Annotated in this window: 15 protein-coding genes, 1 other RNA gene and 1 pseudogene; 8 read left to right on the top strand and 9 right to left on the bottom strand. The window is 65.2% G+C overall.

Annotation, left to right across the window (positions count from 1 at the left end):
- Position 1 precedes the first annotated feature (1 nt).
- Both mraZ and rnpB read right to left on the bottom strand, forming a co-directional pair.
- Entirely contained in the window at positions 2 to 436 is a 435-nt protein-coding gene (mraZ, locus tag EBI04_RS03830) for a division/cell wall cluster transcriptional repressor MraZ (protein ID WP_038028266.1), read from the bottom strand.
- A 186-nt stretch (positions 437 to 622) separates the two neighbouring features.
- Positions 623 to 991: RNase P RNA component class A (rnpB, locus tag EBI04_RS03825), an RNA gene on the bottom strand.
- A 43-nt stretch (positions 992 to 1034) separates the two neighbouring features.
- Here rnpB and EBI04_RS03820 point away from each other — a divergent pair.
- Together EBI04_RS03820 and rpmE are read left to right on the top strand one after the other, a co-directional pair.
- On the top strand, positions 1035 to 1217 hold the full coding sequence (locus tag EBI04_RS03820) for a hypothetical protein (RefSeq protein ID WP_019551117.1): 183 nt from the start codon (positions 1035 to 1037) through the stop codon (positions 1215 to 1217).
- A gap of 80 nt (positions 1218 to 1297) precedes the next feature.
- Positions 1298 to 1513 carry a 50S ribosomal protein L31 gene (gene rpmE, locus EBI04_RS03815; protein ID WP_015717326.1) on the top strand — a complete coding sequence of 72 codons (216 nt, stop codon included), beginning with the start codon at positions 1298 to 1300 and terminating at the stop codon, positions 1511 to 1513.
- 161 nt (positions 1514 to 1674) lie between these two features.
- Here the strand turns inward: rpmE and EBI04_RS03810 are convergent, their stop codons facing one another.
- A complete protein-coding gene (locus EBI04_RS03810; RefSeq protein WP_444545749.1) occupies positions 1675 to 2799 on the bottom strand; it encodes a transposase in 1125 nt (374 codons plus the stop codon).
- 224 nt (positions 2800 to 3023) lie between these two features.
- Here EBI04_RS03810 and EBI04_RS03805 point away from each other — a divergent pair, with 224 nt between their 5' ends.
- Entirely contained in the window at positions 3024 to 3602 is a 579-nt protein-coding gene (locus tag EBI04_RS03805) for a thymidine kinase (RefSeq protein ID WP_135256110.1), read from the top strand.
- Here EBI04_RS03805 and EBI04_RS03800 read toward each other — a convergent pair.
- Positions 3596 to 4003, bottom strand: a complete 408-nt coding sequence (locus EBI04_RS03800) for an Hsp20/alpha crystallin family protein (RefSeq protein WP_135256109.1) — start codon at positions 4001 to 4003, stop codon at positions 3596 to 3598. The two genes, EBI04_RS03805 and EBI04_RS03800, sit on opposite strands and share 7 nt — an antisense overlap.
- 18 nt (positions 4004 to 4021) lie before the next feature.
- On the opposite strand from EBI04_RS03800, the gene miaA reads away from it, so the two are divergent.
- The 4 genes from miaA to EBI04_RS03780 are packed head-to-tail and all read left to right on the top strand — an operon-like array spanning position 4022 to position 8207.
- Positions 4022 to 4930, top strand: a complete 909-nt coding sequence (gene miaA, locus EBI04_RS03795) for a tRNA (adenosine(37)-N6)-dimethylallyltransferase MiaA (protein ID WP_135256108.1) — start codon at positions 4022 to 4024, stop codon at positions 4928 to 4930.
- 7 nt (positions 4931 to 4937) lie between these two features.
- Complete coding sequence (gatA, locus tag EBI04_RS03790) at positions 4938 to 6353, top strand: Asp-tRNA(Asn)/Glu-tRNA(Gln) amidotransferase subunit GatA (protein WP_135256107.1); 1416 nt, start codon at positions 4938 to 4940, stop codon at positions 6351 to 6353.
- On the top strand, positions 6353 to 7096 hold the full coding sequence (locus tag EBI04_RS03785; protein WP_135256106.1) for a 3'-5' exonuclease: 744 nt from the start codon (positions 6353 to 6355) through the stop codon (positions 7094 to 7096). Before gatA ends, EBI04_RS03785 begins: the two co-directional genes overlap by 1 nt.
- Before the next feature lies 1 nt (position 7097).
- Positions 7098 to 8207 carry a hypothetical protein gene (locus tag EBI04_RS03780; protein ID WP_135256105.1) on the top strand — a complete coding sequence of 370 codons (1110 nt, stop codon included), beginning with the start codon at positions 7098 to 7100 and terminating at the stop codon, positions 8205 to 8207.
- Here the strand turns inward: EBI04_RS03780 and csaB are convergent.
- Genes csaB through EBI04_RS03760 form a run of 4 tightly spaced genes read right to left on the bottom strand, consistent with a single transcriptional unit; the run spans position 8170 to position 12675 of the window.
- Positions 8170 to 9174, bottom strand: coding sequence for a polysaccharide pyruvyl transferase CsaB (gene csaB / locus EBI04_RS03775; protein WP_135256104.1), 1005 nt, complete (start codon positions 9172 to 9174; stop codon positions 8170 to 8172). The genes EBI04_RS03780 and csaB overlap by 38 nt on opposite strands.
- On the bottom strand, positions 9159 to 10859 hold the full coding sequence (locus EBI04_RS03770) for a DUF5693 family protein (protein ID WP_135256103.1): 1701 nt from the start codon (positions 10857 to 10859) through the stop codon (positions 9159 to 9161). The genes csaB and EBI04_RS03770 overlap by 16 nt, the downstream gene beginning before the upstream one ends.
- Positions 10856 to 11494, bottom strand: a complete 639-nt coding sequence (gene udk / locus EBI04_RS03765; RefSeq protein ID WP_135256102.1) for a uridine kinase — start codon at positions 11492 to 11494, stop codon at positions 10856 to 10858. The genes EBI04_RS03770 and udk overlap by 4 nt, the downstream gene beginning before the upstream one ends.
- Before the next feature lie 50 nt (positions 11495 to 11544).
- Positions 11545 to 12675, bottom strand: a complete 1131-nt coding sequence (locus EBI04_RS03760) for an ABC transporter ATP-binding protein (protein WP_135256101.1) — start codon at positions 12673 to 12675, stop codon at positions 11545 to 11547.
- Positions 12676 to 12953: 278 nt separating this feature from the next.
- On the opposite strand from EBI04_RS03760, the pseudogene mscL reads away from it, so the two are divergent.
- Positions 12954 to 13332, top strand: a pseudogene (gene mscL / locus EBI04_RS03755) (large conductance mechanosensitive channel protein MscL).
- Here the strand turns inward: mscL and EBI04_RS03750 are convergent.
- On the bottom strand, positions 13286 to 14134 hold the full coding sequence (locus EBI04_RS03750; protein ID WP_135256100.1) for a hypothetical protein: 849 nt from the start codon (positions 14132 to 14134) through the stop codon (positions 13286 to 13288). The pseudogene mscL and the gene EBI04_RS03750 sit on opposite strands and share 47 nt — an antisense overlap.
- Positions 14135 to 14229: the final 95 nt, after the last annotated feature.

Raw genomic sequence — 14229 nt, 5'->3', positions numbered from 1 at the left:
CCTATCCGATAAGCCCCTTGAGGGCCTCGGGGGCCGGGGGGTTTTGCATGATCTCCTCAATGGTCTTCCACCAGCGTTCCTGGCTCCAGATCTCCAGCCGTCCCGGGGCACCGGCGATCACCACCTCCCCACCCTCCTGAAGACCTGCGAATTGACGGAGGGGTGGGGGAATCAGGACCCGGGAGGCGTTGTCCATGCGGGTTTTGTGGGCCCCGGAGTAGAAGAAGCGCACGAAGGCCCGGGCCTGAGCGTCGGTGAGGGGAAGGTTGACCAGCTGCTCTTCAATCTTGCGCCAGCGGTCCGAGGGAAAGACGTAGAGGCAGCCCTCCATTCCCCGGGTGAGTACCAGGCCGTCCTCGAGGAAATCCCGGAAGGGGCCGGGGATCACCACCCGCCCCTTGTCGTCCAGGCTGTACTGGTACTCGCCGAAGGGCATTTCCCACCTGGTCCCACCCTCTGGGGCTGGCTGGGCTTGGGCGTCCGGTTTGGAGCCTTACCCGCAGAGGAGTTCTTGCCCAGGAGTATAGCACGGATTCCCCACAGTTTTCCACTACCTCCCACCTACATCCCACACATTTCCCACCCCGGATGCAAAGAAAAACCCCAAGCCGAAGCTTGGGGAGCCCCAGGACAGGGCGTAAGCCGGGTTCTGTTTTCGGCGGTCATCTCTCTGGGACCGGCGTCGCCGCCGGCCTCAAGCGGTCCATCCCAGGGGTTGTGGCGGGCCGGGCAAGCCCTTCCCCTCTACTGGGCCTTGCACCGGGTGGGGTTTGCCGTGCCGCCCCTGTTGCCAGGAGGCGCGGTGGGCTCTTACCCCACCGTTTCACCCTTGCCCGCACCAGGCCTTGGCCTGGCCGCTGGCGGTCTTTTCTCTGTGGCACTTTCCGTCGGGTTACCCCGCCCAGCCGTTAGCTGGCACCCTGCCCTATGGTGCCCGGACTTTCCTCACCCGGGAGGTTCGGCTCCCGGGCGCGACCGCCCCCCTGTCCTGGGGCATCCTTCATTCTAGTCCAGCTAGGGAGTAAAGTGAAGGCGTGAGGCTTCCCTGGTACCTGCCCCTTCTCCTCCTCTTTTTCGCCCTGGTGGGGCTTGGGGTTTTGGGGATTCTCTGGCTCCTGGCGGTCTTAGGCGTGGGGGTGGGGGTGTTCTGGATGGCCTGGGAGCGGCTACGCCGCCGCCTCTTCGGCCCCAGGTGGCGCCGCCTGCCCCCGCCTTAAGGTTGCGGGATGCCTTGGGGTCCTGGTAGAGTAAGAGATGGCTTTGCGCACGGCCAAGACCGTGCGAAAGGAGGCGAAACGTGAAGGAAGGCATCCACCCCAAGCTGGTTCCCGCCCGCATCATCTGCGGTTGCGGCAACGTCATCCACACCTATTCCACCCGTCCGGAGATCCACGTGGAAGTTTGCAGCAACTGCCACCCCTTCTACACGGGGCAGCAGCGCTTTGTGGACACGGAAGGTCGCGTGGAGCGCTTCCAGCGCCGCTACGGGGATTCTTACCGCAAGGGACGGTAAGGGCAGGTTTTTGGTCTACGGCGAGGCCTTAAAGGGCCTCGCCGCTTCTTTGGTTGGGGTCAGGAACGGGGTTTCCCGTGGCGGTCCCCTTCGGCTTATTCCCGGCCCTTCTATGGGGGGTGGGGCAGGTATGCTTTTATCGTCCCCACTTTTCCAATATCTCAAAACTTGCACCTCCCGAATACCCTGCATGAACACCCCCTTCCCCCCGCAGGCGGGGGCCAAAGACCCAAAGCTCCCAGCTCGGCCATGAGGACCCGCAAGACCACCTCCGGCAGCAGCAGGCGCGCCGCTGCCCACCCAGCCTCCCGCCAAGAAAGACCTCTCCCGTCTGGAGCTAGCCTCACCCAGTGGGCCAGCAGGTAAGCCAGGAAGGACAGCACCAGAAACCGATGCACCCCCAAGGCCGTCCGCTGCCCAAAACGCCCCAGGGAAAACTCGCTCTTTACCGTGCGGAAGAAGTGCTCAATGGTAAACCGCCGCCGCCCCCACACCAGCACAGTCCGTGGCCCCGCAGGAAAGGTGGCCACCACGTACCGCCACTCCCACCCTCCCCCGGGTAAGGGATAGCGGTACCAGCTCACCCACACGGGAAAGGGAAGTCCCCGCAGATGCACCCGACTCCCCTGCCGTCTGAGCCCAAAGAGGGGAAGCCCCTCCCGCGTCTTTCGGTCCCGCCGCATCCCCACCACCGCTTCCAGACCCAACCCCCGCACCCCCACAAGAAACCGGGCGGTGCCGAAGGCAGCATCGGCCACCACCCGAAGGTGGAAGGACTTGCGCATCCAGGGGGGCAGGGAGGCCAGAAGACGCAGGGCAAGGAGGGAAAGGGCCTTCTCCCCCTTCCCCCGCCACACCCGGTAGGCCCAGGGGATGCGCAGCTCTCCCAGCACCAGATAGAGCACCACCAGGTGGAGCCCCCACTTGCCGTGGAAAAAGGAGAGGGGCAAGGCGGGGAAGAGGCCCCGCTTCTCCAGGGTGACCAGGTCCAGGACCACCAGGAGCCTGGGCTTGGGCCCCCGCCTGGGCCTGGCCCGGTGGAGGGTTTCCTGGGCCTTCTTGCGAGCCAGGCGGATGAGGGCGCGGGTGGGCCAGGGATAGCGGTTGAGGAAGCGGGAGAGGGCGGAAGGGGACTTGGTCTTGCTGTGCTGGGGCCTGGCCTTGCCGTGGCCGGTGAGAAGGAGGAGAAGAAGCGCTTTGAGGGATTCGCGGAGGTGGGGGGTTGGCAGGAGGGCCAGGAGGGTCCAGAGTAGAGAATGGGCCGTTTGGGTCATGGCACCCTTCATCCGAAGGGAACCCGGCGGCCCTTTTCAAGTGGTCCCCTGGCGCATGGGTATGCGGGGGGTGGATAAGTGCAAGTTTTGAGATATCGCTCCCTCCGCTAGCTACCCGTCATAAGCGTGGGCCAGGGCCTCCCCCTCAGAGCCTTCCTCCAGCATCCTCCGAACCCGGTCCAAGGCCGCCATTTTGGAGAAAGTATACCCTATGCCCGGGTAGAATCTGGGCCAGGATGCCCCCGGTACTGCATCGTCAAGGTTGGATTGAGGTTATCACCGGGCCCATGTTCTCGGGCAAGAGCGAGGAACTCATCCGCAGGGTCAAGCGGGCCCTCATCGCCCGGCAACGGGTTTTGGTGTTCAAGCCCCGGCTGGACACCCGGTACCACGAAAGCCAGGTGGTGAGCCACGACGGCCAGCGGGTGGAGGCTATCCCGGTTGGCGAGGCCAGGGAAATCGAAGCGTACCTATCCTCCTTGCCCCAGGTGGTGGCGGTGGACGAGGTCCAGTTTTTGGATGCTGGCCTTCTCCCCTTGGCAGAGGATCTGGCCCGCCAGGGAGTGCGGGTGATCCTGGCAGGGCTGGATCTGGACTTCCGGGGTGAGCCCTTCGGCCTCATGCCGGAGCTTTTGGCCCGGGCGGAGTTCGTGGAAAAGCTTACGGCCATCTGCGCCCAGTGCGGGGCTCCTGCCACCCGCACGCAGCGCCTGGTAAACGGAAAGCCCGCCCGCTACACGGACCCCGTGATCCTGGTGGGGGCCAAGGAGCACTACGAGCCCCGTTGCCGAGCCTGCCACCAGGTTCGTTACTGAGAGAGGGGCAGGGGAGCCCCTTTGCGCTTCTTGAACCGTACCTCCAGCACCCCCTGGCGCAGACTTGCCTGGGCGCTACCCTCCTCGATGGGGCCGGGCAGGTCCAGGGTGCGGCGGAAGGTGCCCATGGGCCGTTCCTCCAGGAGGTAGACCCCAGGTAGGGGATGGCGGATCCCGGCCAGGATGATGCGGCTTCCCTCCTCCAGAAGCTCCAAATCCTCGGGGCGTACCCCAGGGAGGTCCACGAGGAGGACGTAGTGGTCCTCCTCCTCGAGGAGGTCCACCTTGGGGGTCCAGGCGGCGGGTTCCTCCCCCGTGAGCTGGTAGGCCAGCTCGGCGATGCGCTCCTGTAGCTCTTTCAGCTTGCGTAGGGTCTCCAGGCGGTCTAGGCGCTCCAGCATGCCCTTAGCATAAGGGATGTGGAGGCGATCCCGGTCCTGGCGGGCCCCACGGGGAGCGGGAAGACCCTCCTGGCCTTGAGGCTTGGGGAGGAGCTTCCCCTCGAGGCGGTTTCCGCCGACGCCACCATGGTCTATCGGGGCCTAGACATCGGCACGGACAAGCCCAGTCCGGAGGAAAGGCAAAGGGTTCCCCACCACCTGGTGGACATCCTGGAGCCCTCCGAGGCCCTGAGCGTGGTGCGCTGGGTGGAGCTGGCGGAGGCAGCCATCGCCGATATTTTGGCTCGGGGGAAGGTACCTTTGGTGGTTGGGGGTACGGGGTACTACATCCGGGCTCTTTCCCAGGGGCTTCCCACCCTGCCTCCGCCCGATCCAGAGGTCCAAGAGGCCCTTTGGCGGGAGCTCGAGGAAAGGGGTCTTGAGGCCCTGTTGGCCGAGCTTTCCAGGGTTAGCCCGGAGGATGCCCTGCGGGTGGATAGGAACCCCAGGAGGCTGGTGCGGGCCTTGGAGGTGGTAAGGCGCACGGGAACGCCTCCTGCCCGCTTTCCCCTTCGCTCGCCCCGGTTTGCCTACAGGAAACTGGTTCTCTGGCCCGAGCGCACCTGGCTTTTTTCCAAGCTGGAGGAAAGGGCCAGGCGCCAGTTCGCCCAGGGTCTGGTGGAGGAGGTGAAGCGCCTGTTGGAGCGGTACCCCGCCATGCCCACCGCCCTTCAGGCCATCGGCTACAAGGAGGTGGTGGGATACCTCCAGGGTGCGTACAGCCTGGAGGAAGCCCTGGCCCGGGATATCCGGGCGGTGAAGGCCTACGCCAAAAGGCAGTACACGTGGTTCCGTCACGAACCCGGGGACGTCACCTATTTGCCGAGGGGAGGGGAGGAGGCTTACCCGGGCTTTCGGGACTGGCTTGATCTCCACTTCGGGCTATAGTAGGGGCATGTTGGCCCACGAGATCCGCGCCAAGGTGGCGCAAGGGGAGATATCTCCCCTGGAGGTGGCCCAGGTTTACCTGGAGCGGATCCGCTCCTTGGACCCAGGCCTTGGAGCCTTCCTCACGGTAAACCAGGGGGTGCTGGAGGAGGCCCGTTCCCTGGACCCTTCCCTTCCCCTTGCGGGGCTTGTTGTGGCCGTTAAGGACAACATCGTCACCAAGGGCATCCCTACCACGGCGGGAAGCCGGCTTTTGCAGGGTTTCCTGCCCCCTTACGAGGCCACGGCGGTGGCCCGGCTAAAGGCCCTTGGCGCCCTGGTCATAGGCAAGACCAACCTGGACGAGTTTGGGATGGGTTCCTCCACCGAGCACTCCGCCTTTTTCCCCAGCCGGAATCCCTTCGACCCCACCCGGGTGCCCGGGGGGTCTAGCGGGGGAAGCGCGGTGGCGGTGGCGGCGGATCTGGCGCCTGTGGCCTTGGGGTCGGATACCGGGGGAAGCGTGCGCCAGCCTGCGGCCTTCTGTGGGATCTATGGTCTTAAGCCCACCTATGGCCGGGTAAGCCGCTATGGCCTTATCGCTTACGCCTCGAGCCTGGACCAAATCGGCCCCATGGCCCGCTCGGTGCGAGATCTTGCCCTGGTCATGGACGCCATCTCCGGTCCCGATCCCCTGGACGCCACCAGCCTGGACCTGAAGCCCCGGTTTCAGGAGGCCCTGGCGGAGCCCCTGCCCTCCTTGCGGCTTGGGGTGGTGCGGGAGGCCCTTTCCGGGAATAGCCCCGGGGTGGAGGAGGCTTTGCGGCAGGCCTTGAAGGTTTTCCGGGGGCTTGGCCTTCAGGTGAAGGAGGTGTCCTGGCCTTCCTTGCCCCTGGCCCTAAACGCCTACTACATCCTGGCCCCTGCGGAGGCCAGCTCCAACCTGGCCCGTTACGACGGGACCCTTTTCGGCTATCGGGCCGAAGGGGAAGAGCTATGGCGGGTGGTGGAGGAGACGCGGGCCCGATTGGGTCTCGAGGTGAAACGCCGCATCCTGGTGGGCACCTTTGTGCTCTCCAGCGGGTACTACGAGGCCTATTACGGCCGGGCCCAGGCCTTCCGCAGGCGGCTTAAGGCGGAGGCCCGGGCCCTTTTCCAGGAGGTGGACCTCTTCCTCCTCCCCACCACCCCCCATCCCGCCTTTCCCCTGGGAGGCAGGCCCGATCCCTTGGCCATGTACCGGGAGGACCTCTACACCGTGGGGGCTAACCTGGCGGGCCTTCCCGCCCTATCCCTCCCCGCCGGCTTTGAGGACGGCCTCCCCGTGGGCCTTCAGCTTTTCGCTCCCTGGGGGAGGGATGAACTCCTCCTGCGGGCGGCCTTGGCTTTTGAGGAGGCTACCGACCGGGCTTTCCTCCGTACCCCTTTGGGCGAGGCTTTGTAGTGGAGGCTTTCTTTCGCCACCGCCTGGCCACCCGCCTGGCCCGAAGGCTTAGGGCCGAGGGCAGGCCTTTACCTTTTCCCGCCCTGGGGGAGGCCCTGGGGCTAAGGGGTCCGGTGGAGCCCGTGGTGCGGCCCCTGCTGGACGGGCGCTTCCGCTTGGGGGAGGAGGTGGAGCTTTGGGAGTGGCACTACCCTTTCCCCCATCCCGGGGAGGCGGTGGTGGTCTTGGACCTGGAAACCACCGGGCTTTCCCCCGGCCTCAACGAGGTGATCGAAGTGGGCTTGGTGCGGCTGGGGCGGGGAGAGCGCCAAAGCTTTCAGAGCCTGGTGCGCCCAAGCCGCCCTCCCAGCCCCTTTATCGAGAGGCTCACGGGGATTCGCGCTTGGGAGCTGGAGGGGGCTCCTCCCCTCGAGGAGGTTCTGGAGAAGGCTTACCCCCTCTTGCGGGGGGCCACCTTGGTCATCCAAAACGCCAGCTTTGACCTGGGGTTTCTGCGGCCCGCCCTTGAGGGCATGGGCTATTTCCTGGAGAACCCGGTGGTGGACACCATCCGCCTGGCCAAAAGGGCCATGCCTGGCCTCAGGCGCTACGGCCTGGACGCTCTTTCCCAGGTCCTGGAGCTTCCTCCCAGGGAAGCCCACCGGGCCCTTAGGGATGTGGAGCGCACCCTTGCCGTGGCCTACGAGGTGTATTATATGCTCACTTCAGGGATTCCCCGTCCCTTGGTGGACCTCGGGAGGTGATATGACCGCACGTTATGTGTTGACCAGCACCTGTATCCAAACGGGCACCATGGCCCTAACCGTCTCCCTCCGCCAGCACCTCCTCGGCAAGGAGCGGGTGCGCTTCGTGGACGAGGATGGGGAGGTGTACGAGGTGGAGGTGGACTGGAAACAGGGGGTGGTGCGGGGGCTTCTACCCTACTATCAAAAGCGCCGCCTTGCCGTGAACGAGACCATCCTTCTCCACTTCCGCGGGGAGGAGGTGGAGCTCAAGGCCACCCCTAGGGGCCTCCCCCGGATCGGGCAGACGGAGTCCAGGGAGCCTGCCCAGCCCGAGAGGCGGGAGGCGAGGCCGACTGCTTCCGGAAAAGAAGCCAAGGAGGCAGGGGATCCCAAGCCGGAGAAGCGGCGGGTGCGGGTGACACCCTATCCCAAGGAGGTGCTTTTCCCCAACGAGCCGCAAAGGGCCTTGGAGCCCCCTGGGGTTACCGAGGACTTGAGGCGGCTTGGCTTCCTCCTGGAGGGTGGCCCGCCTTGGGTGTACAAAGCCCCCTTGGGGCGCCGCCAAGTGCTTCTGGTGCTGCTGCGCCTGGGGGAAGGGGAGCCCAGCTTGCTCAAGTCCTACCGCCAGCAGGGGGCGTACGTGGCCATCCTGGCGCCGGAATCCCAGAAGGAAGGGGTGCCGGAGGGAGTGGGATACCTTTCCCCGGAGGCGGTGAGCCGCCTGGTGCGCCTTAAAGCCCGCTTTCCCCTTTCGCCTTTGGACCTGGAGGACCTTCTTCGGGAAGGTTTTGTGGACCTCGAGGCGGTGGAGTCCCTGGAGGACCGGCTGGTGGCCGAGCTTTCCGAGCGCGGGGCCTTTGCCGCCTTCCTCCTTTTGCTTTCCCGCAAGTCCATGGGGGAGGTGTTTTGGCTGGCGGACCTGGAGGCGGAGGCCCTGGAGGAAGGCCTCATCCCCGAGGTGGTGCGGCAGGGGGTGGAGGTGCTCTCCCAGCCGCCCTTCCTGGTGCTCAAGCGCCTTTCCCCGGGGGAATTTCTACTGAGGCAGGGGGTGGAGGAAGCGCTTTCCGACCTCGAGACCTTCGCCCAGGGGCTTAGGGGCCGCTTGAACCGCGTCCGTGGGTCTTTTTGACCAGGCTGGCCTCCCCCAGGGCCAGGTCAAAGCTTTGCCGGGCCCTTTCCTTCAGGGCCGCCACCTTTTCCCAGTCGGGATAGCGGCCGTACATGGCGGCCTTGGAAAGCTTGATGGGGTCGCCGGGGAGCTCCTGGTAGTAGGCCCCGGTTTCCTTGGCGAAGGCGGCCACCTTGGGGTCGTAGGAAAGGGCGGCGAAGGGGGTGCCGGCGGCCGCGGCCAGGATGAGGCCGTGCAGGCGCATGGAGATCACGTATCCTGCCTGGGCTGCCAGGTAGAGGACCCGCCTGGGATCGGCGGTCTTCTCCACCCGGTGCAGGCGGAAGATCTCGATGACCTCGTCGTCGTATCCCGGCTGGAGGAGGAGGACCAGCACCCTTCTTCCCTCGTGCACCAGGTGGTTGGCGGTGATGTAGAGGTTGGTGAGGGCTTCCTGGTCCACCCCAGCCCGGGGAATGACGAGGACCAGGTCCTCTTCCCGCTTTACAGGGGGCGGGGTGAGGAGGAGAGCAGGGTCGGCACCCAAGGCGGGGGAAAGGCCCAGATTCTTGGCGTATTCCCAGGAATCTTGGTCGCGAAGGATTATGGGCACGCCTCGCAAGGCCCGTTTCACCTGCTTTTCCCCCCAGGGGGTGAGGGGGCCGAGGGACTGGTTGAATACCACCACCCTCTTGCGGAAGAAGCGGGCAGCCCGGAGCACGGACAGGTAGTAAAGAAGGCTTAGGGAGCTGGTGGCATCCTGCAAAAGCCCTCCGCCCCCCAGAAGCCAGAGGTCCGCCCGGAGAAGGGCCAAGGGGTTTAGACGATGGGCGGCCCGGATCCCGTGCTCCTTGGCGGTCTGTTTAGGATCGCCGGAAAGGGCCAGAATCTGGTGTCCCCGGGCCTTCAGCTCCCGGGCGATGGCCTCGAGGATGGCCTCGTCCCCGGCGTTTTTAAACCCGTAGTACCCCGCTACCCCAACCACCATGCCCGAAGCCTCCTTACCAGCATAACCCCGAGAAGCCCGAGGGAAAGGCCCAAAAGCGCCCCGTTCACCACCCGGAAGAAGGAGATGGGAAGGGGAGTGTGGAAGTGGCTGAAGGTGTTCAGGATGGAGGCCACCCCGAGAGCAGCCAGGAAGAGGAGGCCGTTTTGCACCCACTTCGGCCAGGGAAGGAGGAGGGCCAGGGGGAAGAGGGCGTGGCCGAAGACCTCCTTGAAGCGGGGGCGCACCATCACGTCCTGCAGCAGGCTGCGTAGCTTGAGCTCTACTTCCGGCACCACCGGAGCCTCGTTGCCCCGGCGCAGGAGGGCCAGGAGGAGGAGGGCCAGGGCCACCCCTGCCAGGGCCACTTCCCCCAGGCGCAGGGGGTGCAGGAAAAGCCGGGTCAGGGTTTCCTTGTAGTTCCTGTCCAGGAAGCTGAAGGCCACCAGGAGGGGAGGCACCAGGAGGGTGAGGGAAACGCCCTTGAAGGCTTGAAGCCCCAGGAGGGTCTCCGGGGTAGAGCCCAGGGCCGAGAGGAAAACCGTCCCGGCTAGGGCGTACCCCAGGGTGCGAAGCCACATCCAGAGGCCATTCCTGGGGCCTAGAAAGCCCAGCACGGGAAAGACCAAAGCGGCTAGAAGGGCTCCTGCCTGGCTTCCCGCATACCCCAGGGCCAGGAGAAGAAGGAGGAAGGCCACCCCCGGCCCGTACACGGGTAGCCCCAGGGCCAAAAGCCCTAGCCCCGATACCACCCCCACCCAGGCGGCCAGGCGGAGGGGGCTTGGCGTGAACTCCCGGACCCCAGGATGGCCCAGGGGAATGTGGCTGGCCTTTAGGCCCTCCTGGATCCGCTTAAGGAGGCGCTCCGTGTCCTGGCGGTAGGGGTAGGGCCGGAGGTAGAGGAGCTGGTGGCCCCGTTCCCGGGCGGCCAGCACATACTTGTCCGCGGCCTCCTCGGGGGTTAGGGTGAGCTGCCACTCGTAGCGGAGGCTGAAAAGGCGGAGGATGCCCTTGTCTCGAAAGGCGGCGAGGCCGGGCTGGGGAGTGCCCTCGATGAGGGCCACGGGCACCGGTATCAGCTCTCGGGCTTCCCCCAGGCGGTAGGGGTAGCCCAGGGCTTCGAGGCCAGCGAAGACCACAGCGTCCGCCTCCTTGGGAACGATGGGTAGGGAAGGGTCCAGGCGGCGGTAACGCTGGTTGATGGGGCGGACTGCCACGTAAAAGCCCGCAGCCTTGGCCGCCCAGATCTCGTCCAAAGGGTAGAAGGCGGGGAAGGCCTGGACGTCCAGGGGAAAGCCCAGCCAGGGACCCACCCATTCATGGGGAAGGTCATAGGCCGTCTGTAATAGCTCAAGAAGCTCCCGGTTGCCCCGGAGGTAGTACCAGCTGGGTTTGGTGGGTAGCCCCGCTTCCAAAAGTTCCCTCCCGGTCCGATAAATAAGCTCCCCTAGCCCCACCCAATCCTTCACAAATCGTTCCGGGAAGGCTACCCCTCTGACCCCCAGGGGGCGGTAGGACTCCAGCACCTCTAAAAGGCTTTTCCCTTGGCTTTGGGCCTCCTCCCGCAGGGCTTCTGCGTCCAGGAGGAGCACCACGGGACCCGGCCGCTCCGCCCGCAAGCGGGGCTGAAGGGCCAGGAGGGAGGGCACCAGGGCCAGGAGGAGGAGAAGGTGGAGGAGCCTTTTCATGCTACCCCCATCTCCGCCAGGCGGGCCAAGGCCTTGGCCTTGAGCATCTCCAAGGCCACCGGGTTCTGCCCGCCACCGGGCAGGATCACGTCCGCATGCCGCTTGGTGGGTTCCACGAAGGCCAGGTGCATGGGCTTTACCTTTTCCAAGTACTGGCGCACCACGCTTTCCAGGCTACGACCTCGTTCCTGGACGTCCCGCTCCAACCGCCGGATGAAACGCTCGTCGGCGTCCGCATCCACGAAGACCTTGAGGTCCATAAGGGCCCTGAGGGGCTCGGGGTAAAGAACCAGGATGCCCTCGAGGATCACCACAGGAGCGGGCAAGACCCTTTCCGTCTTCGAGCTTCGCGTATAGGCCCGGAAGTCGTAAAGGGGCATCTCCACCGCCTGCCCGGAAAGAAGGGCGTGCACGTGCTCAAGATAGAGGGGAAGGTCAAAGGCCTCCGGGTGGTCGTAGTTGGCTTGGAGGCGCTCCGGAAAGGGCACGTGGGAAAGATCCCGGTAGTAGTGGTCCATGGGGAGTAGGGCCACCCGCTCCCCCAAGGCCTTGGCCAGGGAGCGGGCCAGGGTGGTTTTGCCGCTGGCGCTCCCCCCAGCGATGCCTATGATGAAGGGCTTATCCCGCCGGTTCACCCTTCCATGATAAGGGCGGGGGAGGACATCCCCCGCCCAAAGGCCTATTCCTAGCGGGCCACCGCTTCCCGTTCCTGGGCGTGGCCGATGGTCTGGTCGCTTTCCACGTCAAAGGCATGGAGGCGGGAGGTGTCGGCCAGAAGCTCCACCCTATCCCCGGGCTTCACCGGAGCGTGGCCGTCCACTTTGGCCACCAGGACCGTGCCGTCCACGCTCACGTGGATCTCGGTTTCCGCCCCCAGGGGCTCGGCCACCTCCACCTCGCCCCGGATGGCGTTTTCCTCCTCGGGAATCACCGTGTAGCCCTTCAAGCCCAGGTGCTCGGGGCGGATGCCCATCCAAACCTCCTTGCCCGCATAGGGCCTCAGGGCCTGGGCCAGGATGGGGTTGGCCCGGACCCGGAAGCCCGGGGCCACCAGGTATACCTTTTCCCCCTGCGCTTCCACCCCAGCCCGGATGAAGTTCATGGAGGGGCTACCGATAAAGCCCGCCACGAAGCGGTTGGCGGGGAAGTCGTAGAGGTTTAGGGGAGTGTCCACCTGCTGGATTTCCCCATCCTTCATGACCACGATGCGGTGGCCCAGGGTCATGGCCTCCACCTGGTCGTGGGTCACGTAGATGGTGGTGACCCCAAGCCGTCGTTGCAGCTTGGCGATCTCCGCCCGCATCTCTACCCGGAGCTTGGCGTCCAGGTTGGAAAGGGGCTCGTCCATGAGGAAGACCTTGGGCTCCCGCACGATGGCCCGGCCCATGGCCACCCGTTGGCGCTGGCCGCCGGAAAGCTCCCGGGGTTTGCGGTTTAGAAGATGCTCGATCTTGAGAATACGGGCGGCCTCCTTCACCCGGCGGTCGATCTCCTCCTTGGGGTAGCGCCTTAGGCGCAGGCCGAAGGCCATGTTCTCATAGACGTTCATGTGGGGGTAAAGGGCGTAGTTCTGGAAGACCATGGCGATGTCCCGGTCCTTGGGGGGGACGTCGTTCACCAGGCGGTCGCCGATATGGATGCGGCCCTCGGAGACCTCCTCGAGGCCGGCGATCATCCGCAGGGTGGTGGTCTTGCCGCAGCCCGAAGGCCCCACGAAGACCACAAACTCCCCGTCCTCGGTCTCCAGGTTGAAGTCCTTGACCGCCACCACCTTGCCGAAGCGCTTCCAAACGTGCTCCAGCCTAACCTTGGCCATGCTTTACCTCCTAGGCCCCACGCTTTGAGCCCGCAAGGTAGCCCTTCGGGCTGACCTTGGCCCATCGGGGGCTCGGGGGCATTATATACCGCCTGGGCTTCTCCCTTCGGTGAGGGTATTTCCCAAAGTGGGCCAGGTCTGGAATACAGGGGAAGGGCGGGGTTGGCCTTTCAGGCGGGGGTTCTCTTCACAAGGTTTTCAAAGGGGGCGGGTGGGGTGGCTATGGGTCCAGGGATTCGGACCAGGTTTGGCGTTAGAGAACGTGCAAGGAGGTACGTATGTTGAAGGGTTTTAGGGATTTCATCATGCGGGGCAACGTGGTGGATCTGTCGGTGGCCGTGGTTATCGGGGGCCTTCGGCCAGGTGGTGAACCCCTTGGCGGCGGATGTCCTCACCCCCTTGATCGGGGCTTTGGGAGGGGCGCCGGATTTTTCCGCCATCAAGCTGGGGCCCATCCCTTTGGGGAAGTTCATCAACACCGTGGCGAACTTTCTGGTGGTGGGCGCGGCCATCTACTTCCTGGTGGTGGGGCCCATGCAGGAGGTGCAGCGGCGCCTGAAGAAGGAGGCCGAGGCTTCTCCACCCCCTCCTCCTGAGCCGCCAGAGGAGGTCAAGCTTCTTCGGGAGATTCTTTCGGAGTTGCGGCGGAAGGCCTAAGGCGGTTCCAGAGAAATAGGCCCAGGTACCCCAGGCCGAGCTCCGGTCTGGGGTTTACCGTTACGGAAAGAGCGAAGGCATGGAACAAAAGGCTTTCCAAAACATGGCGCGGGGTGCGCAAGAAAAGCTTTCTGAGGGCAGGCCCCTGCTGCAGGATCAGCGCCCCCAGGTAGGGAAGGTAGAACCAAGGGCCGGTGGCTAGGCCCAGGGCGGAAACCCCCAGGCTGGCGAAGGCCAGGCCCCGAAGGAAGGGCAGGGGTTGGAACCCAAGGGGGTGGAGCTGTTGCCACAGGGGTTCCTCCCCTCCTGGCCAGGGGGTTCTTAGGAGGAGAAGCCTTTTCCCCTCGTGCCCCCCCAGGTAGAGGGGGGGCTTGGGGGCTACCCCCAGGGGGAGGAGGTGGGTGGGGTTTTCCTGGAGGGTTTGGTAGAGGAGGGGGTCCAGGGGAAGCCCGTCCACCAGGTACCAGGCGTGGGGCTGGCCGGAGAGAAGAAAGCCAAAGGCCCTTTCCACCTTGTGTCCTTTGTGGGCCAGGATGCCGGGCCAGGCCTCCGGGGGTTCAAAGAGGAGGGTTTTTCCCCAGGGGGGAAGGTGCTTCAGGGGTTCGGTCTTCAAGGGAAAGCGCACCTCGAGGACCTCCCCCTCGGAGAGGGAAAAGCGGGCCAGGATGTTCCCCTGGGCCTCGTACACCTCCTCGGGCCGCCGGGAGAGGAGCAGGCCCCCCACTTTCTGCCCGGGAAGGCTTTGGGGCAGGGGAAGCAGGAGGGTTTCCTGCCCTGGGCTTCGGTAGCGGAGGCGAAACATGGGGTCTGGCATAAAGGGGCCGCTGGCGGGACATGATACCACGTGGGGCTGTTGACAGGACCGGGGGGGAGGCTTAAGGTTGAAAGTATGTGGCT

The organism is Thermus caldilimi, from assembly GCF_004684245.1.
GTDB lineage: Bacteria > Deinococcota > Deinococci > Deinococcales > Thermaceae > Thermus > Thermus caldilimi.
Note: the sequence above shows the minus strand (reverse complement) of the source record. Positions and strands in the feature narration are given on the sequence as shown.

Bases quoted from the DNA above. Each gene is read 5' to 3' on its own strand.
- mraZ (WP_038028266.1), bottom strand. From the start codon at position 436: ATGCCCTTCGGCGAGTACCAGTACAGCCTGGACGACAAGGGGCGGGTG.
- EBI04_RS03805 (WP_135256110.1), top strand. From the start codon at position 3,024: ATGCCCCCGGTACTGCATCGTCAAGGTTGGATTGAGGTTATCACCGGG.
- EBI04_RS03810 (WP_444545749.1), bottom strand. From the start codon at position 2,799: ATGAAGGGTGCCATGACCCAAACGGCCCATTCTCTACTCTGGACCCTC.
- EBI04_RS03760 (WP_135256101.1), bottom strand. From the start codon at position 12,675: ATGGCCAAGGTTAGGCTGGAGCACGTTTGGAAGCGCTTCGGCAAGGTG.
- gatA (WP_135256107.1), top strand. From the start codon at position 4,938: ATGTTGGCCCACGAGATCCGCGCCAAGGTGGCGCAAGGGGAGATATCT.
- EBI04_RS03800 (WP_135256109.1), bottom strand. From the start codon at position 4,003: ATGCTGGAGCGCCTAGACCGCCTGGAGACCCTACGCAAGCTGAAAGAG.
- EBI04_RS03770 (WP_135256103.1), bottom strand. From the start codon at position 10,859: ATGAAAAGGCTCCTCCACCTTCTCCTCCTCCTGGCCCTGGTGCCCTCC.
- EBI04_RS03780 (WP_135256105.1), top strand. From the start codon at position 7,098: ATGACCGCACGTTATGTGTTGACCAGCACCTGTATCCAAACGGGCACC.
- csaB (WP_135256104.1), bottom strand. From the start codon at position 9,174: ATGGTGGTTGGGGTAGCGGGGTACTACGGGTTTAAAAACGCCGGGGAC.
- EBI04_RS03750 (WP_135256100.1), bottom strand. From the start codon at position 14,134: ATGTTTCGCCTCCGCTACCGAAGCCCAGGGCAGGAAACCCTCCTGCTT.